The sequence below is a fragment of the Sphingomonas sp. 4RDLI-65 genome (genome assembly GCF_049472435.1).
Taxonomy (GTDB): Bacteria; Pseudomonadota; Alphaproteobacteria; order Sphingomonadales; family Sphingomonadaceae; genus Sphingomonas.
This window is the reverse complement of sequence record NZ_JBCEBT010000001.1, coordinates 772,203-797,497: the sequence shown is the minus strand read 5'-3', so window position 1 is coordinate 797,497 and position 25,295 is coordinate 772,203. Positions and strand designations below refer to the sequence as shown.

At 64.1% G+C, this 25,295-nt stretch carries 21 protein-coding genes and 1 pseudogene; 10 read left to right on the top strand and 12 right to left on the bottom strand.

Annotated features, from left to right (window positions below; genetic code table 11):
* Positions 1-13: 13 nt before the first annotated feature.
* The gene (locus VH567_RS03385; RefSeq protein ID WP_423323167.1) at positions 14-1,342 is read left to right on the top strand and encodes an AmpG family muropeptide MFS transporter; all 1,329 of its coding nucleotides are present in this window, start codon (positions 14-16) and stop codon (positions 1,340-1,342) included.
* 84 nt (positions 1,343-1,426) lie between these two features.
* Here the strand turns inward: VH567_RS03385 and bamA are convergent, their stop codons facing one another.
* Entirely contained in the window at positions 1,427-4,030 is a 2,604-nt protein-coding gene (gene bamA, locus VH567_RS03380; RefSeq protein WP_423323165.1) for an outer membrane protein assembly factor BamA, read from the bottom strand.
* A gap of 259 nt (positions 4,031-4,289) precedes the next feature.
* Here bamA and VH567_RS03375 point away from each other — a divergent pair, with 259 nt between their 5' ends.
* The 4 genes from VH567_RS03375 to VH567_RS03360 all read left to right on the top strand — a co-directional run bounded on the left by VH567_RS03375 (position 4,290) and on the right by VH567_RS03360 (position 9,079).
* Positions 4,290-4,628, top strand: a complete 339-nt coding sequence (locus VH567_RS03375) for a hypothetical protein (protein WP_423323163.1) — start codon at positions 4,290-4,292, stop codon at positions 4,626-4,628.
* Positions 4,625-4,777, top strand: a complete 153-nt coding sequence (locus tag VH567_RS03370) for a hypothetical protein (protein WP_423323161.1) — start codon at positions 4,625-4,627, stop codon at positions 4,775-4,777. The genes VH567_RS03375 and VH567_RS03370 overlap by 4 nt, the downstream gene beginning before the upstream one ends.
* 201 nt (positions 4,778-4,978) lie before the next feature.
* Complete coding sequence (locus tag VH567_RS03365; protein ID WP_423323159.1) at positions 4,979-7,831, top strand: TonB-dependent receptor; 2,853 nt, start codon at positions 4,979-4,981, stop codon at positions 7,829-7,831.
* 387 nt (positions 7,832-8,218) lie between these two features.
* The gene (locus VH567_RS03360) at positions 8,219-9,079 is read left to right on the top strand and encodes a response regulator (RefSeq protein ID WP_423323157.1); all 861 of its coding nucleotides are present in this window, start codon (positions 8,219-8,221) and stop codon (positions 9,077-9,079) included.
* 41 nt (positions 9,080-9,120) lie between these two features.
* Here the strand turns inward: VH567_RS03360 and VH567_RS03355 are convergent, their stop codons facing one another.
* From VH567_RS03355 to VH567_RS03330, 6 genes are all read right to left on the bottom strand, one after another.
* On the bottom strand, positions 9,121-9,660 hold the full coding sequence (locus tag VH567_RS03355) for a pseudouridine synthase (RefSeq protein WP_423323155.1): 540 nt from the start codon (positions 9,658-9,660) through the stop codon (positions 9,121-9,123).
* A gap of 92 nt (positions 9,661-9,752) precedes the next feature.
* Entirely contained in the window at positions 9,753-10,886 is a 1,134-nt protein-coding gene (locus VH567_RS03350; RefSeq protein ID WP_423323153.1) for an FAD-dependent oxidoreductase, read from the bottom strand.
* Between the two features lie 348 nt (positions 10,887-11,234).
* Positions 11,235-13,262, bottom strand: a complete 2,028-nt coding sequence (gene rpoD / locus VH567_RS03345) for an RNA polymerase sigma factor RpoD (protein ID WP_133030504.1) — start codon at positions 13,260-13,262, stop codon at positions 11,235-11,237.
* Positions 13,262-15,124, bottom strand: a complete 1,863-nt coding sequence (gene dnaG / locus VH567_RS03340) for a DNA primase (protein ID WP_423323151.1) — start codon at positions 15,122-15,124, stop codon at positions 13,262-13,264. The genes rpoD and dnaG overlap by 1 nt, the downstream gene beginning before the upstream one ends.
* Positions 15,124-15,606: an endonuclease domain-containing protein gene (locus tag VH567_RS03335; protein WP_423323149.1), complete on the bottom strand. Its 483-nt coding sequence runs from the start codon at positions 15,604-15,606 to the stop codon at positions 15,124-15,126. Before VH567_RS03335 ends, dnaG begins: the two co-directional genes overlap by 1 nt.
* Positions 15,607-16,059, bottom strand: coding sequence for a GatB/YqeY domain-containing protein (locus tag VH567_RS03330; protein ID WP_423323147.1), 453 nt, complete (start codon positions 16,057-16,059; stop codon positions 15,607-15,609). It abuts the gene before it with no gap.
* A 141-nt stretch (positions 16,060-16,200) separates the two neighbouring features.
* On the opposite strand from VH567_RS03330, the pseudogene carA reads away from it, so the two are divergent.
* From carA to VH567_RS03305, 5 genes and pseudogenes are all read left to right on the top strand, one after another.
* Positions 16,201-17,480 (top strand): annotated as a pseudogene (gene carA, locus VH567_RS03325) (glutamine-hydrolyzing carbamoyl-phosphate synthase small subunit).
* Complete coding sequence (locus VH567_RS03320; protein ID WP_423323145.1) at positions 17,480-18,088, top strand: hypothetical protein; 609 nt, start codon at positions 17,480-17,482, stop codon at positions 18,086-18,088. The pseudogene carA and the gene VH567_RS03320 overlap by 1 nt, the downstream one beginning before the upstream one ends.
* Positions 18,088-21,420 carry a carbamoyl-phosphate synthase large subunit gene (gene carB / locus VH567_RS03315; protein ID WP_423323143.1) on the top strand — a complete coding sequence of 1,111 codons (3,333 nt, stop codon included), beginning with the start codon at positions 18,088-18,090 and terminating at the stop codon, positions 21,418-21,420. The genes VH567_RS03320 and carB overlap by 1 nt, the downstream gene beginning before the upstream one ends.
* 75 nt (positions 21,421-21,495) lie before the next feature.
* A complete protein-coding gene (greA, locus tag VH567_RS03310) occupies positions 21,496-21,972 on the top strand; it encodes a transcription elongation factor GreA (RefSeq protein ID WP_056052861.1) in 477 nt (158 codons plus the stop codon).
* 4 nt (positions 21,973-21,976) lie between these two features.
* Entirely contained in the window at positions 21,977-22,627 is a 651-nt protein-coding gene (locus VH567_RS03305; protein WP_056486305.1) for a rhomboid family intramembrane serine protease, read from the top strand.
* Between the two features lie 565 nt (positions 22,628-23,192).
* Here VH567_RS03305 and VH567_RS03300 read toward each other — a convergent pair.
* The 5 genes from VH567_RS03300 to VH567_RS03280 all read right to left on the bottom strand — a co-directional run bounded on the left by VH567_RS03300 (position 23,193) and on the right by VH567_RS03280 (position 25,220).
* A complete protein-coding gene (locus tag VH567_RS03300) occupies positions 23,193-23,423 on the bottom strand; it encodes a DUF4170 domain-containing protein (RefSeq protein WP_423323140.1) in 231 nt (76 codons plus the stop codon).
* A gap of 80 nt (positions 23,424-23,503) precedes the next feature.
* Complete coding sequence (locus VH567_RS03295) at positions 23,504-23,983, bottom strand: hypothetical protein (protein ID WP_423323138.1); 480 nt, start codon at positions 23,981-23,983, stop codon at positions 23,504-23,506.
* A 103-nt stretch (positions 23,984-24,086) separates the two neighbouring features.
* Positions 24,087-24,359: a phosphatase gene (locus VH567_RS03290; RefSeq protein ID WP_423323136.1), complete on the bottom strand. Its 273-nt coding sequence runs from the start codon at positions 24,357-24,359 to the stop codon at positions 24,087-24,089.
* Positions 24,356-24,706, bottom strand: a complete 351-nt coding sequence (locus VH567_RS03285) for a phage holin family protein (protein ID WP_248521721.1) — start codon at positions 24,704-24,706, stop codon at positions 24,356-24,358. Before VH567_RS03285 ends, VH567_RS03290 begins: the two co-directional genes overlap by 4 nt.
* 4 nt (positions 24,707-24,710) lie before the next feature.
* Positions 24,711-25,220, bottom strand: a complete 510-nt coding sequence (locus tag VH567_RS03280; protein WP_423323134.1) for a hypothetical protein — start codon at positions 25,218-25,220, stop codon at positions 24,711-24,713.
* Positions 25,221-25,295 lie beyond the last annotated feature (75 nt).

Sequence of the window (25,295 nt, the reverse complement as noted above, 5' to 3'; positions counted from 1 at the left end):
GAGCGTAAGTGCGATGGACGGAACCGAAGGCAAACGCTGGAGCGACGGGTTTCGGCCGTATGTCGAAAAGGCGCCGCTGGCTGCGCTCGCGCTCGGTATTTCGTCGGGTTTTCCCTACGCGATGATCGGGGCGACGCTGACCACGCGGCTGGCGGCGAGCGGGATCGACAAGAAGACGGTCACCGCGTTCAGCCTCGCCTTCCTCGTCTATAATCTGAAATTCCTGTGGGCCTGGGTGGTCGATGGCGTTCGGCTTCCGATCATCGGACGGCTGGGCCAGCGCGTCTCGTGGCTGATCGTCACCGCCGCGCTGGTCGTCGCCGCGGTGGTCAATCTGGCCCTGATCGACCCGGCGGCCAGCATCGCCTCGACCGCAACCGCGGCGATTTTGGTCGGCGCGGCGGGCGCGACCTTCGACGTCGTGATCGATGCATTCCGGATCGAGACGCTCGAGCCGCGCCAATTGGGCGTCGGATCGGGCATGAGCCAATATGGCTGGCGGATCGGTTCGGCGGGATCGGGCGCGCTGGCGTTGGTGGTCGCCGAACGGGCTGGCTGGAACGCAGCCTATCTGGCGTGCGTGGTATTCGCGTTGCCGGCGGTATTGGCGGGCTTGGCGCTGGGCGAGCCCGAACGCCGCCGTCCGCCGATTGAACGGCGTGGTCTCGCCGAGGGGTTCCGCGCGATCTGGGGGCCGTTCGTCCAGTTCTTCTCGCGCGAGGGGGCGTTCGTCGTCCTCGCGTTCATCCTGATCTTCAAGGTCGGCGATACGCTGGCCAATTTGACGCTGCGGTTGCTGTTCGACGACCTCGGCTTCACCGGTGACGAGATCGCATTCTACGACGTCGGGATCGGCTTCATCGCGTATCTGGTCGGCATCTTCATCGGCGGCATCCTGTATGCGCGCATGGGGATGAAGCGATCGGTGCTGTTGTCGCTTGTGCTGATGGGCGTGTCGAACCTGTCGTTCGCGGCACTGGCGGCGGCAGGGCATTCGAACTTCGGCATGGCGGCCGCGATCGGCTTCGAGAATGCATCGAGCGGGTTTGGCGGCGTCGTCGTGATCGCGTATTTCTCCGCGTTGTGCGACCTCCGCTTCACCGCGGCACAGTTCGCGCTGATCTCGGCAGCGGCGAGCATCGTCGGGCGGATCGTCACCGGCACCACCGCCGGCGCCTTGATCGAGGCATTCGGCTATGTCGACTTCTACCTGCTGACCACCGTGCTCGCGGTCCCGGGCGTCGTGCTGTTCTGGTGGATGAGCCGGTCGGGCATGATCGACCGGTCGATCGGCAGCGCGGGCGTCGAGGGAGAGGGTGACGCGCGGGCGGAGCGGGGCTGAAGGTCGCAGCAGGCCGTCGTTCCTCAGGCTCACACCACAATCCTCCCCCCTGGCGGGGGGAGGATCGCGGATGTGGAACCCTGCCTAGAACTGCCCGCCGACGTTGAACGTGATCAGCTTGCTGTCGTCGCCCGACGCCTTCAACAGCGCCTTGGCCAGATCGATCCGCAGCGGGCCGAACGGCGAGGTCCAGTTGACGCCGATGCCGACCGACAGGCGCGGGCTGGCGGTGTTGCCCGAATAGGTCTCCGTATAGCTGCCCAGCGAATAGGTGTACGGCGTGCCGGTGTTGGTGGTGGTGCTGGCTCCGCTCGAATCGAGATACAGCAGGTCGCCCGCGGTATTGGTGTATTGCCGCGTGCCGGCGACGCACGCGACCGAGGTGGCGTTGGCGGTGGCGCAGGTATCCGTCAGCGTCGGCGTCTTGCCGCCGAAGACCGCCCCGACGTCCATGTAGATCGACGGGCGCAGGCCCATCTCGCGCGCGCCGGAGCCCATCGGCAGTTCGAGTTCGAGCCGCGCCTGGTAATAGGTGGTGCCGCCAAGCGCGGTCTGGCTGGTCGTGCTGGAGCTCGACACGGTCGCCGGGATCGTCGTCGTGTCGTACGTGGTGCGGGTCACGCGCGGGCCGACGCCGCGGATGTCGAAGCCGCGCATCTGCGGATCGCCGAGATAGAAGCGATCGGTCAGCCGCACGTCCTGGCCAAGGCCCTTGATATAGCCGCCCTCGGCATGCGCCGACAGGATGAAGCTCGATCCGAGATCCATGTACTTGGTGTAGTTGGCGGTGCTGCGGATGTATTTGGTGTCGCCGCCGAGCCCGGCGAAATCCTGGCTGACGCTGAACTTGCTGCCCTTGGTCGGCCGGACGCGACTGTTGGTGTTGTCGAACACCAGCGAATAGCCGATCGACGAGGTCCAGCGGTTGCCGACCGCGTCGCACAGATACTGGCCGGCGATCGCGGAATCGCAGACGCCGTTGGTGTAATAGGTGTCCTCGTCGAGCGTCACCTGATCGTAGGACAGCCCGTAACGTGCGGTGGCGGACCAATATTCGGTCAGCGGCACCGCGGCGCGGATCTGGAAGCCGGTCGAGACCTGTTCGTAGGTCGAGCTGTCGCTGTCGCCGGTCGTGTTGTACGAGCTGTAATCACGACGGAACACGTCGCCGCCGAACGCCACGTTGGTGTCGAAAAGATACGGCTCGGTAAAGCCCAGGTTGATCGACTTCGAATAGCTCGACAGGCTCGCGCTGGCGCGCAGTTCCTGCCCCATGCCGCGAAAATTGCGCTGCGTGATGCTGGCCGAGGCGATGACGCTCTCGAGGCTCGAATAGCCTGCCGACAATTGCAGCTCGCCGCTCGATTTCTCCTCGAGATTGGTTTCGAGGATCACGCGGTCGGGGGCGGAGCCTGGCAACTGCTTGATCGTCATCTTGTCCTGGAAATAGCCCAGCGAATTGATCCGGTCCTCCGACCGCTTGACCTGGAAGCTGTTGAACGCGTCGCCCTCGGCGAGGCGGATTTCGCGGCGGACCACCTTGTCCTTGGTCTGCGTGTTGCCGTTGATCTCGACGCGTTCGACGTAGGTGCGCTTGGCTTCGGCGATGTTGAAGTTGATCCCCATCGTCAGCGTGTCGGAATCCTTCTGGAACTCCGGATTCACCTCGCTGAACGCGTAGCCGAACAGGCCGGCGGTCTGGCTGATCGAGTCGACCGAATCCTCGACCAGCTTGGCATTGTACCAGTCGCCCTTCTTGACCGGCAGCGTGGCGGCGAGCTTCTTGCCGTCGAATTCGCGGATCTGGCTGTCGACCGACACGTCGCCGAATTTATAGCGTTTTCCCTCCTCCACCACATAGGTGATAATGAAGTCCTTCTTGTCGGGCGTCAGTTCCGCCACCGCGGATGTCACGCGGAAATCGGCATAGCCCTGCGTCAGGTAGAATTGCCGGAGCTTCTGCTGGTCGTAGGCGAGGCGATCCTGATCGTAGGTGGTGGCCGACGACAGCAGCCGTTTGAACCGCGCCTGCTTGGTCGCCATCTGCGCGCGGACCTGATCGTCGGAGAACATCGCGTTGCCGAGGATGTTGATCTGGCGGACCTTCGACTTCGGCCCCTCGCTGACCACGAACACGACGTCGACGCGGTTCTGGTCGAGCGTGACCATCTTCGGATCGATCACCGCGGCGAACCGGCCCTGGCGACGATAGAGTTCGATGATCCGTGCGATATCCTGGCGGACCGCGGTGCGGGTGAAGATTTGCCGCGGGGCGAGCTTGATCTCCTTGGTGATCTTCTCGCTCTTCAGCGCCTTGCTGCCCTCGATCAGGATGCGGTTGACGATTGGGTTCTCGCGCACGCGCAGCACGATGTTGCCGTCGGCGACGCCGGCGATCGAATAGTCCGCGAACAGGTCGCTCGCCTGCAGGTCCTTCAGCGCCTGGTCGAGAGTCTCGGTGGTATAGGGCGCACCGATCCGCAGCTTGGTGTAGCTCAGCACCGTTTCCGGCTCGATCCGCTGCGAACCCTCGACGCGCAGGGTCCTGATGGTGCGGGCGGCGGTGTCCGCCGGCACGCTTTTGTCGGCTGCGACCTTGCCGGCGGCGACCTCGCTCGCTGGGACAGGTGCCTGCGGCGGTACGGTGTTTGGAGCCGTGGCGAATGTTCCTGCGATGGCCAAGGCCATGGAACCAGCGCCCAAATCGAAAATCATGCGTGCGTCTCCGGGGTGGAATTGCGCGCTTCGACGGGGGATGTTTCCTCGAAATGTTCCGACGTTTCGGTTCGAAGACAGGCGTGAAACACGCGGCCCACGCCACGACGGGATGTGTCTCCGGCATGTCGCGCGGGGAAATGCCCGGGACATTCGAGCGCCTTAGGCCCCGGCTCGCCGCAAGGCCAACAGCCCGCCCGGGTTCAACCGTTCAAGTGCAAGGAGCATCAACATGCGCGTCGCCATCAAGGGCGTTCCGGCGTCAGACTCGATTCCGTCGCCAGCCCAGTCGCCAACACTGCCCGCGTTGATCGACAATCCCTTCGCGCCGGAAGTGTTCGCGACCGGTCTCGCCGGGTTCGCCAACCTCAACGGCGTCATCGTGCTGACGCTGGAGAGCGCGCGCTGCGACCATGCGCGCCAGCCGCCGTCGGTCGAGCGCGTCGTCGTCGGCCGGGTCGCGCTGACCATCGGTGCCGCGCAGGATCTCGTCGCCGGTCTCAACCAGTTCCTCGAACAGCAGGGTCTGAGCCCGAGCAAGGCGATGGCGAGCGGAGCGACCTTCCAATGACGGGATTTTCGGCCAGCTACGGGATCGTCCGGCAAACGTGCAGGATCGCGTTCGGCGGCGAAGCGGGGCCGTCGCCGGATATCGTGCCCCAAATCCTGTTCGTGCAGACCAGGGGCGTATGTGTCTCGGTCGTCATCCACACGTCCTAGACAGTAACCGTCCAGCAACACGACGTATCAAACCGTGCCGGCGCTACAACACCTCAAGATGATGACGTTTCGGTGACCATTTAGGCATTGTCGAACCCCGGCGGCGGCCGCAGACCAAGGAGGCGGAACCGATCCGTAATCGCAAATAATTACCGCAATACATGGGTCTAGTGCCTGGAATGCGGCTCAGGGAGTATCGAAATGCGTCTGGATTTTCGCAAGCGCCTTCTGGCGTCCACGCTTCTGCTTGGGGTCGCCACGCCAGCCTTGGCACAGTCCGCCGACCAAGCTGCGCCGGCAGCCGCACCGTTGGCCACCCAGGCCGATCCAGCGACCGATCCGGCAGCACCCGAGGATGGCGACACGATCGTCGTGACCGGATCGCGCCTCGGCGGCGAGAGCCTGCGGCAGGCATCGCCGATCTCGGTGGTCAGCGCCAAGGAGATCGCGCTCTCGGGCCAGATCAACGTCGAGAGCGTCCTCAAGGACCTGCCGCAGTTGATCCCCAGCAGCACCGGCGCATCGAACAATCCCGGCGGCGGCGTCGCCACCGCGGATCTGCGCGGGCTCGGCTCGACGCGTACGCTCGTGCTCGTCAACAACCGTCGCTATGTCGCCTATGACGCGAGCCAGGTGGTCGATCTCAACACGATCCCCGCCGGCCTGATCGAGCGCGTCGACATCGTTACCGGCGGCCGTTCGGCGGTGTACGGGTCGGATGCGATCTCGGGCGTGGTCAACTTCGTGATGAAGAAGGACTTCAGCGGCGTCCAGGCAAACGCCAACTACCGCATCAACGAAGCCGGCGATGGCGGCAACTTCAACGGCAACCTGCTGCTCGGCGGCAATTTCGAAGACGGCCGCGGCAATGCGACGATCTATTTCGATTACACCAAGCGCAACGGCATCCTCCAGTCGGCGCGTGATTATTCGAAGCAGGCGCAGGTCGACGACGGCGACGGCAATCTGATCGCCGGCGGTTCGGGCTCGATCGAGGGCACGCGATTCGCGATCGGCGGCGTCAACCGCAAGTTCGAGACCGACGGCAGCTACAGCGCGTATAATTCGGCGACCGACGCCTATAACTATGCGCCGTCGAACTATCTCCAGGTCCCGCAGGAGCGGTTCCTGATGAGCGCACAGACGCATTACGAGGTCAGCCCCGCGCTGAACATCTATGCCGAGGGCCAGTTCATCAACAACCGCGTCAAGAACAAGCTGGCGCCGACGCCGTTCACCGGCTCGGTCGCGATCGACGTCGATTCGTCGTTCCTCTCGTCCGGCTCGCAGTCGCTGCTCAAGGGTCTCGACACCGATGGCGACGGCTATGTCACGTCGACCATCTATCGCCGCCTGACCGAAGTCGGCGACCGCGTCTCGAGCCTCGACAACACTGCCTATCGCACCGTGCTCGGCGCGAACGGCGATATCGGCGGCGGCTGGAACTACGACGCCTATTACAGCTATTCGCGCACCAAATCGATCGAGACGCAGTCCGGCAACGTCTCGCGCAGCCGCGTGTTGCAGGCACTCCGCACCAGCTACGACGCCAGCGGCAACCTGGTCTGCTCGGATACCAGCAACGGCTGCGTCCCGCTCAACATCTACGGCGCGGGCAACATCAGCGCGGCGGCGGCGGCGTTCATCACCATACCGGTGCAGAACAGCAGCACGATCAGCGAGCAGGTCGCCAGCGCCTCGATCTCGAACCGCAACCTGTTCGATCTCGGCGCAGGCCCGGTCGGCATCGTCTTCGGTACCGAATATCGCCGCGAACATGGCAGCTACAGTCCCGACTTCTCGCTGTCGTCGGGCGACGTGGTCGGCTTCAACGCGGGCGAGGGGCTGAGCGGCGGCTACGACGTCAAGGAAGCCTATACCGAGGTCGCGGTGCCGTTGCTGGCGGATATCCCGCTCATCAAGAAGCTCGAAGTGAACGGCGCGTACCGCTATTCCTATTATTCGACCGCGGCGAAATCGGTGAACACCTATTCGGGCGGCGTCGTCTGGTCGCTGATCAACGACATCTCGCTGCGCGGCCAATATTCGCGTGCCGTCCGCGCACCGACCGTCTCCGATCTCTACAGCGGCTCGTCGCAGGACTTCCCGTCCGCGACCGACCCTTGCACCACCGCGGTCGCGCTCACCAACACCAACCTGAACGCAAGCTGCGTTGCGACCGGCGTCCCGGCCGCGTTGATCGGCACCGCCTATGACGGCGGCAGCACGCAGATCCAGACGGTCAACGGCGGCAACCCCACGCTGCGCGAGGAAACCTCCGACACGTACACGGCGGGCATCGTCCTCCAGCCGCGCTTCCTGCCCGGCTTCTCGTTCACTGCCGATTATTACAAGATCAAGATCGCCAACTACATCTCGACGGTCGGCACGACGAACCTGATCCGCGCCTGCTACGGCGATGCGGACAATGGCTACACGCCGTATGATTCGAGCTATTGCGCCTCGTTGCCGCGCGACGCCAACAGCTATGCGATCACCGATGCCGCCAACACGCTGGCGAACACCGGTGGCGTCGTCACCCGCGGCGTCGATTTCGAGGCACGCTACGCATTGCCGCTCAATTTCGGTGCGTTCGGCAGCGCCACCAGCAAGGTCGATTTCCGGATCAGCGGCACGCGCTTGATCGCCTTCGAGTATAACCCGCTTGCGGCGATCCCCGATCTCACGATCGATTGCGCCGGCAAGTTCGGCCAGACCTGCGGCAACCCCTATGCGAAATGGCGCCTGTCGGCACGGACGACCTATTCGACCGGTCCGGTGACCGTGTCTGTGCTGTATCGCTATCTGTCGCCGGTGAAGGACGACGACAACGGCACCGTCTATGCGGTCGAGAAGATCAAGGCGTACAATTATTTCGACCTGACCGCGGCGTTCGACATCAAGCCGGGCTTCACCTGGTCGGTCGGCGTCAACAACATCTTCAACAAGCAGCCGCCGATCCTGGGCGACAACCAGGAACAGGCGAACACCTACCCTTCGACCTACGACCCGTACGGCCGTGCGTTCTTCGTCAGCACGAACGTGAAGTTCTAGGGCATGAAGTTCTAGGGCGGGCCTGACCTATCCTCCCCCGCAAGGGGGAGGTGGCAGGCTTCAGCCTGACGGAGGGGGTGGAACGCGAAACGACTGTTTCGTCCTCTCCCGTCAGCTGTAATAAATACCGGACCGCGGCCACAATCGAACGACAGTCCGCTCTTCCCTGTTCTCCCGCGAAGGCCGGAGCCCAGTCTGGATCCCCGCCTTCGCGGGGAAACACGCTACCGTCGCGTCGCAGGCAACAGCCGAAACGGTCGCCGTCTGCCCAGCCGCCCCCCGCCGGCTCACGAACCCGAACACGACGTGCATCCACCCTGCCGCACTGCAACATGCGTGTCTTACCCGGACATATCCCGGACAAACACGCGATGCAGGAACGCGGTCATGATCGCAAACCACCAGGGCTTCCCCGAACCATCCCCCGCCGCCTTTGGCGCCGATCCGTTCGCCGCCGACCCGTTCGCCGCCGACCCGTTCGCCGCCGACAGTGCAGGGGCGCAGGGCGCGCGGGTCGTCATCGTCGACGACGACCCCGGCCTGCGCGAACTGCTCACCGAATTCCTCGTCGATCACGGCCTGCGCGCCGAAGCGGTCGAGAGCGGTGCCGCGTTGCGCGCCCGGCTCGGCCGCCACCCCTGCGACCTGATCGTGCTCGACATGATGATGCCCGGCGAGGACGGCCTGTCCGTGTTGCGGACGCTGACACAGAGCGACGATGCCCCCGCGGTGATCATGTTCTCCGCGCTCGCAGGCGAGGTCGACCGCGTCGTCGCGCTCGAGCTCGGCGCCGACGACTATGTGACCAAGCCGTCCAGCCCGCGCGAGATCCTCGCTCGCATCCGCTCGGTATTGCGCCGCCGCGGGGCAGGGGCGCCCGTCTCGGCCAATACGTCGGTCGCGACCGGCGAGGCGCCGCGGCCGGCGCGTGTCGAGACCTATGCGTTCGCCGGCTGGACGCTCAATTGCCGGATGCGCACGCTGCATGCCCCCGACGGCGCGCCGGTGCGGCTGACCGACGGCGAGTTCCAGCTGCTCAACGCCTTCGTCACGCAGCCGCAAAAGGTCCATTCGCGCGACGACATGATCGCGCAGTCGGGCCGTACCGAGGCGATGGCGGGCGGCCGGACGATCGACGTCAACATCAGCCGCCTGCGCCGCAAATTGCAGGAGTTCGACCCCGCCGAGATCATCCGCACCGTCCGCGGCAACGGCTATATCTTCATGCCCGAGGTCATCGCCGCCTGAGGCGGGGCCCGCCTGAGGCAGAGCATCCCGTCAGGTGGCTCTCAGGCGTCGCGCCATGCGCCGGGCGCGAGATCGGCCAGCGTCCAGTCGCCGATGCTCCACCGGACCAGCCGCAGCGTCGGGTGGTCGATCGCCGCGGTCATGCGGCGGACTTGCCGGTTGCGGCCTTCGCGGATGGTTATCTTCAGCCAGCAATCGGGGATGCTCGCGCGGACCCGGATCGGCGGCACGCGCGGCCAGAGCTCGGGCGTATCGATCCGCTCGACCTCGGCGCGGGCAGGGCCATCCTTCAGCACGACGCCCTGTCGCAACCGATCGAGCGCGGCAGGATCGGCATCGCCCTCGACCTGCACGAGATAGGTTTTCGGCAACTTGAACTTCGGGTCCGCGATCCGCGCCTGAAGGCGACCGTCGTCCGTCAGCAGCAACAACCCTTCGCTGTCCCGGTCGAGCCGCCCCGCCGGATAAACGCCCGGCACGTCGACGAACTGCGACAGCGTCGCGCGCGGGGTCGGACTGTTTACGTCGGTGAACTGGCTGAGGACGTCGTACGGTTTGTTGAACAGGATTACGCGGGCCATGAGTAGCCTTTAACGCGATGTGGATGGGCGGGTCGAGTAGGCCAACCGATCACCGGCAGGTAGGTATACACGATAAAACGCGGTGCGACCGCCTAGTCGAGCTGGGCGAAGCGGGTAAAGATGTCGACCACGCTCTGGGGCGCATGATCGCCGAAAAACCGCGTCAGGTTCTGTGCGGATAGCAGGGCGACCTCGGCGCTCCGTTGAAACATGTCCTGCTCGTAACCGGCAAACGCCGCCTCGATATCGTCGGGATAGGCGATGATCGCCTCGGCAAGCTTAGCGCCGTCATACAGAGCCAGATTGGCACCTTCACCGGCAAACGGCGACATAAGATGTGCCGCATCCCCGATCAGCGTTATTCCCGCGACCCGATCCCATCGATGGCCGACCGGCAGCGCATGGATCGGGCGTAGTACAGGCTCGATATCGCTGTCCGTTATAAGCGCGGTCAACTGCGGCGCCCATCCGGCGAACTGCGCCGCAATCTGCGCCAGGCGAGCGCCCGCTTCATCGACGACTATCGCGCCCATGCTGTCCTCCGACATGTTGAGGGCCGCATAGCCGCGTATGGTTCGGTCGGCATTGCGATGCGCGATGATGCCTTTGCCGGGGGCAATCGCCATCAGCGTTCCGCTACCGATCGCGGCCGCGCTGGCGTTGTGCCGATCGTCATTCGCCAACCCGATCTCGATGAAGCATGTGCCTGAATAGACAGGTGCGGCATTCGACAGGAAAGGACGGACCTTGGACCAGGCACCATCGGCACCGATCAGGACGTCGGTCTTGACCGTAACACCATGTGCGAAATGCAGCGCATGGCGGCCGCCATCGAGCGTCTCAAGCGACTCGATCTTATGACCCCATTGGGTCGTCCCGGCGGGCAAAGACTCGGTGAGCAGGGTTCGAAGATCTCCCCGATCGATTTCCGGACGGCGGGTATTCGCAGAGCCGGGCATGTCGAACAGAACCGTCCCGTCCCTGTCGACGACCCGCTTTGCATCTTCGCCGGGGCGGGCGAGCGTCAGAAACGCATCGAACAGGCCTGCGGCCTTGAGCGCACGTTGACCGTTATAATCGTGGATATAAAGCATGCCGCCCTGCGTCCGGGCATCAGCTGAAGCTTCGGCTTCGTAGATGGTGGCGCGGATGCCGTGCAGATGGAGGATGCGTGCGAGTGTCAAGCCGCCAAGCCCTGCACCGATGATCGATATTACTTTCGGCATTGTTGCGCTCCAAATATCGCGCCAGCGTTCATCAACGCTGACGGCCGCCTTCGACCCGTCAGAGCGTCAGGCGATTACTTTCCGGATACGCTGGTCGAACCATGCCTGGGCGGGGTTGGACGTATATGCGACGGTCTGCAAAGCGACTCATGCGGCGCCAAACCGTCGTTTTTCGCGACCGGCCGGAAATACGCTATTTCGCGGCTTGGGGGAAGAACCGCGATTTCGGGCACGCGGGTCTAGGCCGCGTGACGGACTATGTGCTGGCGGCATTCCGACCGGCTGGAGAAACGAAACGGGCCGCGGTGTTGTCACCGCGGCCCGTATATTCGTCTGATATCCCAACCCTTACTGGTCGAGGAAGCTCCGCATCTTCCGTGATCGGCTCGGATGCTTCAGCTTGCGCAGCGCCTTCGCCTCGATCTGGCGAATGCGCTCGCGCGTCACCGAGAACTGCTGGCCGACTTCCTCCAGCGTGTGATCGGTGTTCATGCCGATACCGAAGCGCATGCGCAGCACGCGTTCTTCGCGCGGGGTGAGCGAGGCCAGCACCCGCGTGACCGTCTCCTTGAGGTTCGCCTGGATCGCGGCGTCCACCGGGATGATCGCGTTCTTGTCCTCGATGAAGTCGCCGAGATGCGAATCCTCCTCGTCGCCGATCGGCGTTTCGAGGCTGATCGGCTCCTTGGCGATCTTCATCACCTTGCGCACCTTCTCCAGCGGCATGGAGAGGCGCTCGGCCATCTCCTCCGGGGTCGGCTCGCGGCCCTGCTCGTGGAGGAACTGGCGGCTGGTGCGGACCAGCTTGTTGATCGTCTCGATCATGTGGACCGGGATACGGATGGTCCGCGCCTGATCCGCAATCGAGCGGGTGATCGCCTGGCGGATCCACCACGTCGCGTAGGTGCTGAACTTGTAGCCGCGGCGATACTCGAACTTGTCGACTGCCTTCATCAGGCCGATATTGCCCTCCTGGATGAGATCCAGGAACTGAAGGCCGCGGTTCGTGTATTTCTTGGCGATCGAGATCACCAGCCGCAGGTTCGCCTCGACCATCTCCTTCTTGGCGATACGCGCCTCGCGCTCGCCCTTCTGGACCATGTTGACGATCCGGCGGAACTCGGTGAGCGCCATGCCGGTCTGCTGCGTGATGTCGGCGATCTCGGCGCGGATGCGCTCGACGGCCTCACCCTCGTTGAGGACGAACGCGGTCCACTTCTTGTCGACCTTGTTGACCGTCGTCAGCCAGTTCTCGTCGATCTCGTGACCGATATAGCGATCGAGGAAGTCCTTGCGCGGCACCTTGTGGCGCTCGGCGAGGCGCAGCATCTGGCCGCCCAGCGCGGTCAGGCGACGGTTATAGGCATAAAGCTGATCGACCAGATATTCGATCTTGGCGTTGTGGAACTGGACGCTTTCGACTTCCGCCGTGAGTTCCTCGCGCAGCTTCTGGTATTTGCGCTCGTCGGCAGCCGAGAAATCGCCGCCGATGCCCATCGCGTCGACACGGCTCTGCTGGATCTTGCTGAACTTCTTGTAGAGCGCGGTGATGCTGGCGAACCGCTCGAGCGCGATCGGCTTGAGCTGCTCTTCCATCTGCGCGAGGCTGAGGGTGTTGTCCTCCTCCTCGTCGTCCGATGCGCGCGGGGCACGGCGCTCGCCGTCCTCGTCCTCGTCGGCGGACGGCTCTTCGGGCTCGGCCTCTTCCTTGAACGAAGGGCCGGCGTTCTTCTCGCTGATCTCGCCGTCGTCGGCTTCGCCGTCCTCGGCCATCGCTTCGGGGGCGGGGTCCTTCGACAGCATCGCGTCGAGATCCATGATCTCGCGCAGCTGCATCGTGCCCTCGTTCAGCGCGGTCGACCAGTCGATGATCGCGTTGAAGGTGATCGGCGATTCGCAGAGACCCAGGATCATCGTGTCGCGACCCGCCTCGATGCGCTTGGCGATCGCGATCTCGCCCTCCCGGCTGAGCAGCTCGACCGCGCCCATCTCGCGCAGGTACATGCGGACCGGATCGTCGGTGCGATCGATGGTCTCTTTCTTTTTCTCGATCGCGGGGCCTGTGTCGGCATCCGCGTCGGCGGCCTCCGGCTCGTCCTCGTCGTCCTTGGCGGGCTCGGTCTCGCCGTCCTCGCCGGCTTCGTCGTTCTCGACGATGTTGATGCCCATCTCGCTCAGCGCGGCGCTGATGTCCTCGATCTGGTCGGACGACATCTCGCCCTGCGGCAGCGCTTCGTTGAGCTGCTCATAGGTGATGTAGCCGCGCTTCTTGGCGCGCGCGATGACCTTCTTGATCGACGCATCGTTCATGTCGATCAGCGGCGCATCGCCGGTTTCGTTCGTCTCGGCGGGTTCCGCCATGTTCGCCTTAGCCATCAATCGCCCTCGGTACCCAACGCTCGGGCGTCTTCGTTCGACTGTACAAGATTTGCAAGTCGGACTTCCAACGCCTGTTTCTCTCTTACCATAGCCACTTGTCGTTCGAACGCCTCTTCGGTGAAGTGCGTCTGCATCGCCGCGGTCGCCTGCTTGAGTGCCGCGTCGACCTCAGGGCGTGCGACCATGATCGCGATCGCCTCGTCGAGGTCGGCACGGACGCGGGCTGGATCGGCCGTGGTCTGCGTGAACGAATAGGGCATCGTATCGGCTCTCAACAGATCACTCGCGACTGAATTGAAACCGGACCTCGCCAATATGGTGAGCAAGCGCCCGCTATCAAGCTTCTGGTCCTCAAGTGCAACATCCACGACCGCTTCGAACAACCGACCGAGCGCGCCGTCGATCATTTGGAGGGAGCCGAGCACCTCCATGTGACGCGCGATCTCGACCGGGTGGCGGATCAGGCCGGCGAGGACCGCCTTGGCCAGGACGCGGTCGATGCCGGTGGCGAGGAAGGCCTTCGCGTCTTCGGTGACGGGTGCGGCGGGGGGCTTCCAGCCGCCCTTGGGTCGCTCGCCACGGGGGACGAAGGGGGCGCGGACGGGTTTGAAATGTTCGTAGAAGCGGTTCTTGAACTCGGAATGATATTGCTGCTTCACCGACGGGTCGGCGATGCCTTCCGCGAGTTCGTGGAGGCGGCGCTTGAGACCGGCGCGCTGTTCGGGGGTGTCGAGCGCCTCGGCGGCGACTTCGGACGCCCAGAGCCGGTCGACGAGCTGTTCGGGGGTCTTGAGCAACGCCTCGAACGCGCCGGGGCCGCCGGCGCGGACGAGGTCATCGGGGTCCTGGCCTTGCGGGAGCGTGACGAAGGCCAGGCTGCGGCCGGGCGCGAGCAGCGGGAGCGCGCGGTGGGCAGCGCGGAGGGATGCCTTCTGGCCGGCACCGTCGCCGTCGAAGCAGAGCAGGGGGACGTCGACCATCCGCCACAATCTTTCGAGTTGCGCTTCGGTGAGCGCGGTGCCGAGGGGCGCGACCGCTTCGCCGAAGCCTGCCTGGGCGAGCGCGATAACGTCCATATAGCCCTCGACCACGAGCACGCGGCCGGACTTGCGCGAGGCGGGGGCGGCCTTGTCGAGATTGTAGAGCGTGCGGCCCTTGTCGAAGAGCGGCGTGTCCGGGGAGTTCAGGTACTTCGGCTCGCCACCGTCGAGGACGCGCCCGCCGAACGCGATCGTCCGGCCGCGGGGGTCGCGGATCGGAATCATCAGCCGGCCTCGGAACCGGTCGTAGGGGTCCTTGCCCTCGACATTGATGAGCATGCCGGACTCGACCAGCATCGGATCGCCGTACGTCTTGAGTGCGGCCTTGAGCTTGCCGCGGCTGTCGGGCGCGAAGCCCATCCCAAATGCGCGTGCGGTCTCGGGCTTGATGCCACGGCGGTCGAGGAGCGCGCGCGCGTCGGTGCCGGGGAGGCCGTTGAGTTGTTCGGTGAACCAGTCGGCGGCGTCGGACATGACCTCGTGCAGGCCCTTGGCGCGCTCGGCCTTGGCGGCGGACTGGCGGTCCATCGCGGGCATGTCCATCCCGGCGGCCTGCGCGAGCTCCTTGACCGCGTCCATGAACGGCAGGCCGCGCTGGTCGGTCATCCATTTGATCGCGTCGCCGTGGGCGGAGCAGCCGAAGCAGTGGTAGAAGCCCTTGTCGTCGTTGACGTAGAAGCTTGGGGTCTTCTCGTTGTGAAACGGGCAGCAGCCTTTGTGCTCGCGGCCGGCCTTGGTGAGCTTGGTGGTTTTTCCGACGAGGGCCGAGAGCGACGTGCGCGCGCGGAGTTCGTCGAGGAATTGTGGGGTTAGCGCCACTAGATCGCCCCACGCACGACAGAGCCCCCCCGCCCGCTTGCGGGAGGGGGCTGGGGGGTGGGCACACGCTCGGTTCCGATCGCAGCGTTCAGAATGGTCTCCAATACGCCGGCCATGTTCGAGGTCAGATCGTTGTTCCAGAAGCGGACGACGCGGTAGCCGGCGGCTTCGAGGTGTCTCGTTCCTGCGTCATCATGAGGTTGGCCTTCGACATGCTGGCTACCGTCCAGCTCGACGATCAGCTTGTGCGAGCGGCATACGAAGTCGGCGAAATATCCGGCGATCGGCATCTGGCGGCTGAACTTCAGGTCCTGCAACCTTGAGCCTTTGAGTTGCCGCCATAACGTCTGCTCGGCATTCGTCGCTTCGTTGCGGAGGTCTCGCGCTCTTTCGGTTGGTCGGTCCAGTCGATGGCGCGGGCCCACCCCTCGGTCCCCTCCCGCTTGCGGGAGGGGAGGAAGAAGGGGGCCGCCCTTATCCATTTACGACAGCGCCGCCTTTACCAGGCCGCTCGCCTTGCTCATGTCCAGCTCGCTCGCGTGGCGTGCTTTCAGCTCCGCCATCACGCGGCCCATGTCCTTCATGCCGGTCGCGCCGAGTTCCGTCTTGATCGCCTCGATCGCAGCGCTCGTCTCCGCCTCGCTCATCTGCTGCGGCAGGAAGCGTTCGATCACTGCGACCTCCGCGGTCTCCGCATCGGCGAGTTCCTGACGGCCACCCTTCGAGAACATCTCGATAGACTCGCGGCGCTGCTTGACCATCTTCTGGAGCACTTCGATCACCAGCGCGTCGTCGCTCTCGGGCGCTTTCCCCGTCCGCGCCTCGATGTCGCGGTTCTTGATCGCGGCCTGGATCAACGAGATAGCGTTGCGGCTCTGCTTGTCGCCGGCCTTCATGGCGGTCAGCTGCGCGGCCTTGATGTCGTCGCGAATCATGTACTGGTCTTTCAGGTGGTTCGTGCGTAGCCAGGTGGGATAGCGCGTCCGCCGTCCGTTTAACAGATTGACGCTGCGGCACGCCGGCCTTAGCGGACACCACTTAGCGACATCGTCAACGTAAAGAGAGTGCCCAGCCTGATGGCCGACACCAATCCCACACCCATGTCTTTGGCAATGCCCGCTGGAGCCACCGGCGTGCTGGTCCTCGCCAATGGCGACGTGATCTGGGGTCGCGGGTTCGGCGCAGAGGGCAGTGCGGTCGGCGAAGTGTGCTTCCACACCGCGATGACCGGCTATCAGGAGGTGCTGACCGACCCGTCCTTCGCCGGGCAGATGATCTGCTTCACGTTTCCGCATATCGGCAACGTCGGCGCGAACCCCGACGACGTCGAGGCGGACGACCCGCACGCGCTTGGCATCATCGTCCGCGAGGACGTGACGCAGCCGTCGAGCTTCCGCGCGGTCGAGGGGCTGGACGGCTGGATGAAGCGGCATGCGCGGATCGGCCTTTCGGGGGTCGACACGCGTGCGCTGACGCGGCGGATCCGGGTGGCGGGCGCGCCTAACGGCGTGATCGCGCATTCGGCTAGTGGCGAGTTCGATGTGCCCGCGCTGCTGGCGATGGCGCGCGCGTGGCCGGGGCTGGAGGGCATGGACCTCGCCAAGGACGTGTCGACCGAGATGCATTATGGCTGGGGTGAGGAAGCGCCCGGCGGGACGTGGCGGCTAGGCTTCGGCTATTCTTCCCCCCTCCCGCAAGCGGGAGGGGCCGGGGGTGGGCTCCCGGCGTCCTCGACAGACAACGGTGCGGTTGAGCCTTCTTCGACCGTCCCCCCAACAGGTGAGCGCGRGCCCRCCCCCACGTCGTCGCGATCGATTACGGTTCGAAGCGCAACATCTTCCGCAACCTCGTCGAGGCCGGGGCGAAGGTGTCCGTCGTCCCCGCCACCGCCAGCTTCGACGACGTAATGGCCCTGAACCCCGACGGCATCTTCCTGTCGAACGGCCCCGGCGATCCCGCCGCGACCGCCGACTACGCCGTCCCGGTGATCCGGCAGCTGCTGGAGACGGGCAAGCCGCTGTTCGGCATCTGCCTCGGCCACCAGTTGCTCGGCCTCGCGGTCGGCGCGACCACGAACAAGATGTTCCAGGGCCACCGCGGCGCCAACCATCCGGTCAAGCGCCTGTCCGACGGCGCGGTCGAGATTACCAGCATGAACCACGGCTTCGCAGTCGAGCGCGACAGCCTGCCGGCGAACGTCCGCGAGACGCATGTGTCGCTGTTCGATGGATCGAATGCGGGGCTGGAGCTGACCGACAAGCCGGCGTTCTCGGTGCAGTATCACCCGGAGGCGAGCCCAGGTCCGCAGGATAGTTTGTATCTGTTCGAGAAGTTTGTTGCTGGAATTAAGGGCTAATGTTCGTCACTTTTGATACCGTTAGGCGTGAGGTGCTTTTGTCGCTCTATCGTCTAACGTACTATAGTGACAAGCAGGAGTATTTTAGCAAAGAAGAAATAGCCGATAAGATAAGCTTGTCGGTTGGATCCGTCTTTCTTTCCAGGGCGTTGCGCGGCCTTGTTGGTGAAGATCTGGTCGAAAATAGTGATTTTGAAAATGATGAATATCATTATTTGCTGACTAATGCGGGATGGGCTGCAGCGGAAAAGCTGGCTCTTTCTGGGCTGAAAGACGGGGAACCTGTCGAAGGTGTCCCAGCGTCTGATCGAGTAGTTTCAATAGATGACAATCAGCGGTCAGATATAGATGGAACGATCGAGAAGCTCGCTGCGGAAATTCAAACTTCGAACGAGATTGGCGCCGCGCTGGGAGACAGTCGACCTAGAATTGAGGCCGAACTGGAAGCTGGACGTCGTCTAATTTTACCGAAATTCGTAAGGATAGACGCAATTGTAGCGGTTCTAGCGACTCCTCTCCGTTATCTCATGGAGAAGTTTAGCGGTGCTGCAGTGGGCGAGCTTGCGAAGAAGCTCTTGGATTTACTCTGGAAGATGATCAACAGCTAATGCCAAAACGCACCGACATCTCCTCGATCCTCGTCATCGGCGCAGGGCCCATCGTCATCGGCCAAGCGTGCGAGTTCGATTATTCGGGCACGCAGGCGATCAAGGCGCTGAAGGAGGAGGGCTATCGTATCGTCCTCGTCAATTCGAACCCCGCCACGATCATGACCGATCCCGAGCTGGCCGACGCGACTTATGTCGAGCCGATCACGCCCGCGATCGTTGCCAAGATCATCGAGAAGGAGCGCCCGGACGCGATCCTGCCGACGATGGGCGGGCAGACCGCGCTGAATACCGCGCTGGCGCTGTTCCATGACGGTACGCTCGAAAAGTATGGCGTGACGATGATCGGTGCGGATGCCGATGCGATCGACATGGCGGAGGACCGGCTGAAGTTCCGCGATGCGATGGACCGGATCGGGCTGGAAAGCGCGCGCTCGGCAATAGCCCATACTGTTGAGGAAGCCTTGGAAGGCCTTGAGAAGACGGGACTTCCGTCGATCATCCGGCCGAGCTTTACGATGGGCGGCTCGGGCGGCGGCATCGCGTATAATCGCGAGGAGTTCATCGCGATCGTCCGCAACGGGCTCGATCTGTCGCCGACCACCGAGGTGCTGATCGAGGAATCGCTGCTCGGCTGGAAAGAATACGAGATGGAGGTGGTGCGCGATCGCAACGACAACGCGATCATCATCTGCTCGATCGAGAACGTCGACCCGATGGGCGTCCACACCGGCGACTCGATCACGGTCGCACCGGCGCTGACGCTGACCGACAAGGAATACCAGATCATGCGCAACGCATCGATCGCGGTGTTGCGCGAAATCGGTGTCGAAACAGGCGGTTCGAACGTCCAGTTCGCAGTCAATCCGAAGGACGGCCGGCTGGTCGTGATCGAGATGAACCCACGCGTGTCGCGCTCGTCCGCGCTGGCGTCGAAGGCGACGGGCTTCCCGATCGCTAAGGTCGCGGCGAAGCTGGCGGTCGGCTACACGCTCGACGAGATCGAGAACGACATTACCGGCGCAACGCCTGCCGCGTTCGAGCCGACGATCGATTACGTCGTGACGAAGATCCCGCGGTTCGCTTTCGAGAAGTTCAAGGGCGCGTCGAACACGCTCGGCACCGCGATGAAATCGGTCGGCGAAGTGATGGCGATCGGTCGCAACATCCACGAATCGATGCAGAAGGCTTTGCGCGGGCTCGAGACGGGCTTGTCGGGGTTCAACCAGGTCGATCATCTGGTCGGTGCGCCGCGGGCGGAGATCGAGGCGGCGCTGGCCGTCGCGACGCCGGACCGGCTGCTGGTAGCGGCGCAGGCTTTGCGCGAGGGCTTCACGGTCGCCGAGGTGCACGCGATCGCCAAATATGATCCGTGGTTCCTGGAGCGGATCGCCGAGATCATCGCGGCCGAGGCCGAGGTGATGAAGGACGGCTTGCCGATCGACGCGCCCGGCATGCGGCGGCTGAAGAGCATGGGGTTCAGCGACAAGCGGCTCGCGTGGCTGGCGCTGCAATCCGCCAATCTGCGCGGCATGAACCGCGGGATCGCGCGCGGCTCGGGGCTGATCCACGAGGTCGTCAAGGCGATGACCGGCGGCGTGACCGAGGAGGAGGTGCGCCAGCATCGCCTGAAGCTGGGCGTGCGGCCGGTATTCAAGCGGATCGATACGTGCGCGGCCGAATTCGATGCGAAGACGCCGTATATGTACTCGACCTACGAGGCGCCGAGCTTCGGCGAGCCCGAGAACGAGTCCGAGCCTACCGATCGCAAGAAGATCGTGATCCTGGGCGGCGGGCCGAACCGGATCGGGCAGGGGATCGAGTTCGATTATTGCTGCTGCCATGCGTGCTTCGCGCTGGCGGATGCGGGCTATGAGACGATCATGGTCAACTGCAACCCGGAGACGGTGTCGACCGATTACGACACGTCGGACCGGCTGTATTTCGAGCCGCTGACCGCCGAGGACGTGCTGGAGATCCTGCACGTCGAGCAGCAGAACGGCACGCTTGTGGGCGTGATCGTGCAGTTCGGTGGGCAGACGCCGCTGAACCTTGCGCGCTCGCTCGAGGCTGCAGGGATTCCTATCCTCGGGACGACGCCGGACGCGATCGATCTGGCGGAGGACCGCGAGCGGTTCGCGGCGCTGATCACCAAGCTCGGGTTGCTTCAGCCGGCCAATGGCCTCGCGCGGAGCCGGGACGAAGCAGTCGCGGCGGCGGAGCGGATCGGCTATCCGGTGCTGATGCGGCCTTCGTATGTGCTCGGTGGCCGGGCGATGGAGATCGTCGATACGATCGGGCAGCTCGAGCATTACATCGCGACCGCGGTGCAGGTGTCGGGCGACTCGCCGGTGCTGATCGACCAGTATCTGCGCGATGCGATCGAGGTCGATGTCGATGCGATCTGCGACGGCACCGATGTCGTGGTCGCGGGCGTGTTGCAGCATATCGAGGAAGCGGGCGTCCATTCGGGTGACTCTGCGTGCTCGATCCCGCCATATTCGTTGTCGGCTGAGATCATCGCCGAGATCGAGCGGCAGACGGTGGCACTCGCGCATGCCTTGTCGGTGGTCGGGCTGATGAACATCCAGTTCGCGGTGAAGGACGACTTGGTCTACCTCATCGAGGTCAACCCGCGCGCGTCGCGCACCGTGCCGTTCGTCGCCAAGGCGATCGGCGCGCCTATCGCCAAGATCGCCGCGCGGGTGATGGCGGGCGAGAAGCTGGTCGACCTGCCGAAGATCGACCGGCATATCGACTATTATGCGGTGAAGGAGGCGGTGTTCCCCTTCAACAAGTTCCCCGGCGTCGATCCGGTGCTGTCACCGGAAATGAAGTCGACCGGCGAAGTCATGGGAATCGATCCCGATTTCACGATCGCGTTTGCGAAAGCGCAGCTTGGCGCGGGAACGATCCTGCCGACCAAGGGCAATGTCTTCGTCAGCGTGAAGGACGGTGACAAGGCAATGATCGTCGAGGCGGTGAAGGCATTGGTCGATACCGGCTTCTCGATCGTCGCGACCGGCGGCACCGCGGATCACTTGGCTCGCGCCGACTTACCGGTCGAGAAGGTCAACAAGGTGGCCCAAGGCCGGCCGCATATCGTCGACCGGATCAAGGACGGCGATATCGCGCTGATCTTCAACACCACCGAGGGGTGGCAGAGCCTGAAGGACTCGCAGCCGATCCGGGCTTCTGCGCTGGGACAACGCATTCCGTACTTCACGACGGCGCCCGCTTCGCTCGAAGCGGCAAAGGCGATTGCCAAGCTTTCGACGCACAGCCTTGAAGTACGGCCGCTGCAATCCTATTATTCGCAGTCGCACAACTGATCCCGACATAAGCGTGATGTGTGGGCGGGGCCGTTATGGCGCCCCGCGCGGGGAAATGAATTTGGGGACGAGATGATGGCGACCGTCGAAAAGATGCCGATGCTGCAGGAAGGCTATGAGACGCTTAGCGCGGATCTCAAGCGCCTGAAGGCCGAACGTCCGACGATCGTCGACGCGATCGAAGAGGCGCGCGCGCACGGCGATCTGAGCGAGAACGCGGAATATCATGCCGCGAAGGAGCGTCAGGGCCAGGTCGAGGCATCGATCTCCGACATCGAGGACAAGCTGTCGCGCGCGCAGATCATCGATCCGAAGGATTTGTCGGGCGACAAGGTCGTGTTCGGCGCGACGGTGACGTTGCTCGACGAGAACGACAAGCCGGTGAAGTATCAGATCGTCGGCCAGACCGAGGCGAACGCGAAGACGGGGCGGATCTCGTACAATTCGCCGCTGGGTCGCGGGCTGATCGGGCGCAAGCTCGACGAAGAGGTCGAGGTCACTGTGCCGGCCGGCGAGCGGTACTACGTCGTCTCCAAGATCGAGTTCATTTGATTTCATGAATTTTTTCGAGACGCGGGCGACGGCGATCATCACGATCGTGACGGTCATCGTCTCGGGATTTCTGGTGCTGAGCGGATCGCTTGGCTACTGGGCGGTGAACGCCGGGTTCATCCCGTTGCGGATGACCGACCTTGGTATTCCGAGCGAGCATATGTTCGTCGTGCCGTCCTGGGCGACGCCGCTGACTGCGACTCTGATCCATGGCGGGTGGGCGCATATCGCGCTGAACCTCGTGATGCTGGTGTATTGCGGGCAGTTCGTCGAGAAGGCGCTGGGGACGGTCGGGTTGGTCGTTCTGTACGTGCTGGGCGCGTATGCGGCGGCGGCTGGACATTGGGCTTTCGGGCCTGAGTCCACGGCGCCGATGATCGGCGCTTCGGGCGCGATTTCGGCGGTCGTCGGGGCTTATGCGCTGTTGTATGGCGAGCGGCGGGCGCAGGCGATCGGGCCGGTGCCGGCTGGGGTCGTGCATGTCGTCTGGCTTGCGGCGGCGTGGATCGGGATCCAGTTGCTGATGGGGTTGGCCGGGTTTGGCGCTTCGGTTGGCGCTAGTGGGCCGATCGCGATTGGCGCGCATATCGGTGGGTTTTTGGCGGGGCTGGTGCTGGCTCGGCCGTTGTTGCTCTGGCATTACCGGGCGGCTTGAGCCACCACACCGTTCGTCCTGAGTAGCTGCTGAGCTTGTCGAAGCGGCGTATCGAAGGATAGGTTGGCACTCGGGACCTGTGCTTCGATACGAGCCCTCGATACGCTCCTGACGGAGCTACTCGGTCTCTACTCAGCACGAACGCGTGGGAGGAATGGCGCGCCTGTGGGCTTCGTCGGTTGTACCGGTGTATCTCTTCTCTACCCTATCTAGGCGGGGCAGCGCGTGAGCGGAATGCGTCGCTCAATGAGCCAGCGGGACGGGTGCCGGGAGCACCGCTCGGCGTGCCCTCACCCATCGCCGCCTTTGGCGTCTCTCCCTCTCCCGACGGGAGAGGGAAGGGGCCCGCGGCTGCTTGGCCGTGGGAAGGGTGAGGGCAAGTTATTTTGCGCTGTGCTAGTTTTGCAAGGCCTTGAGCACAAGCTTAAGTCGAAGGCAGAAATACCGTCGCTCAATGTCGTCATCCCCGCGCAGGCGGGGATCCATAGCCTATGTCGCTGCGATCAAGTCGCGAGGTTAGCCAATATGGGTTCCCGCCTCCGCGGGAATGACGGCTAGGGGTAGTTCAGGCCGCAGTCGAACCCGACAGGTTCGGCTCGAGAATACGGTGCAGATGCACGACAACGAACTTCATCTCGGCATCGTCGACGGTCCGCTGCGCCGCAGCACGCCAAGCCTTCTCGGCACTGGCATAATCGGGGAAAACACCGACGAACTCGATCTTGCTCAGATCGTTGAAATCCAGGGTGCGCGGGTCGCTGACGCGGCCGCCGAATACGAGGTGGAGCTTGCTCATGCGCTGCTTGTCCTTGGGAGGGAGGTTGCAGGTGCCCTAGCGTGTTCGACCCGCGCTTTGAACCCTTAGTCGATCGCTATTTAGACAGCTGGCTTTTGCGAAACGGCCTTCGCACCTGCGGTACCCGCGGTGGTCAGCGCTTTGACGACGCCTTCGAGCAAACCCTTGGCCTGACCGCGTGCATTGTCCTTGGTGAGGCCGAGTTCGCCGAGTTCCGACTGGCCCGCGGCCTTGGCGGCGGCGGTGGCGGCGACGACGGTCTCGCTGAGACGCTTGCCGACCGGCGCGAGCAATTCCTTCTCGCGCGCCGAACGCGGGATCAGCGCGCCAGCGAGCGCACCGACGGCGAGACCGCCGACGAGGATGCCGAGCGGGTTGGATTCGAGGTTGTTGACGACGCGCTTGGTCTTTTCGCGCGAGACTTCGAGAACCTCGGAGGCCTTGTCGCCGGCCTCGTGATAAACCTTTGACGCGGTCTCGCGAACGGTGTCGAGGCCTTCGCGCAGACGGCTTTCGGTCTCGTGGGCGGCGTCGTTTACGGTGGTCTTTGCGTCGGTCATGGAAATGTCCTTCTGATGGCAAGCTGCTCGCCGTTCAATTCAATGGGGGTTCAACGCGAGCCGGGACTTCAAGGTTTCAATGCGGTGACCGCAGTCAGCGCAGTCAGCGCCCGCGGCGGAAGAGTCCGACGATCCGGTGCCGCGCGAGAAACAGCCCGGCGACCGCGGCGAACCCTGCGGTCGGCCCCGGATTGCGCTTTACCGTCTCCACGCTGGCGGTCAGCGCGGCGGTGCCGGCATCGGCGACGTCGCGGCTGGCATTAAGCGCGAGCCGACGCGGGTTGAGCCGGTCCTGCAACTGCCCGACCGTCATCAGGACGCGCTGGCGGGCGAGGGCGGCTTCGATCTCTGCGGCGGCGACTTTGGCGGATGTCATGATACGGGCTCGCTTTTGGTCTGAAGCTTCGACTTGCCGATCATCGCCAGGATGCCGGCCAGCGCCAGCACCGCAACGACGACGATCACGGTCGACCATCCAGGCCCTACCAGCGTTGCCAGCGTCAAGATCGCACCGACCAGCAGTGCGATCAGCGCGGCCAGCGCCAGCACACCGGCGACCGCGAAGAACATCGCCGCCGACTTGTATGCGCTGGCCGTCTCGCCGAACTTCGCCTTGTAGACAGCGACTTCCGCGGTCGCGAGACTCTTCGTCTCGGTCGCCAGCCGGCCGACGATCGACGAAAGGCTTTCGTCTTCGCCGGTCAGCATCACGGGATCGGACAAGGCGTCAGGCCTTCGGGTTGGCGTCGACGCCCGACTGCACCAGTCGCGCGATGACGAAGCCGATGGCTGCTGCTGCGCCGGCCGCGATCGCGGGCGACTTGCGCACCAGTTCGCGGGCGTCGTCGACCAGTTCGTCGATGTCCTTCGCCTTCACCTGGTCGGCGAAACCCGAGACGCTGTCGGCGGCGCTGCGGGCATAGCCGCCGTACTGCGAGCCGAGCTTGTCGTCGACCTGACCGGCCGCATCGTTGAGCAACTGCGCAATCTGCTCCAGCGCGCCGCTTGCACGGGCCTTGCCGTCCTCGGCGAAGGTGCGCGCCTTGTCGGCTGCCTGCGCGCTGTACTTGCTCGCGCCTTCCTTGATCGCCTGCTTGGCGTCGGCGGTCTTGCCGGAGAGATCGCTGGTGCCGTTGTCGCCCATCTTGTTATCGATCGTCTTGCTCACCTCGGTACCGACCTCGTTCGCGGTCGTTTTCAGGTCGTTGACGGTGTCGTTTACGCTGGAGTCGGCCATGACGGTCCCTTTCAGAATTGTTACGCTCTCAACACCGCCGCCGGAGCACGGTTCCCGAACCGTCGCGCGATTGCA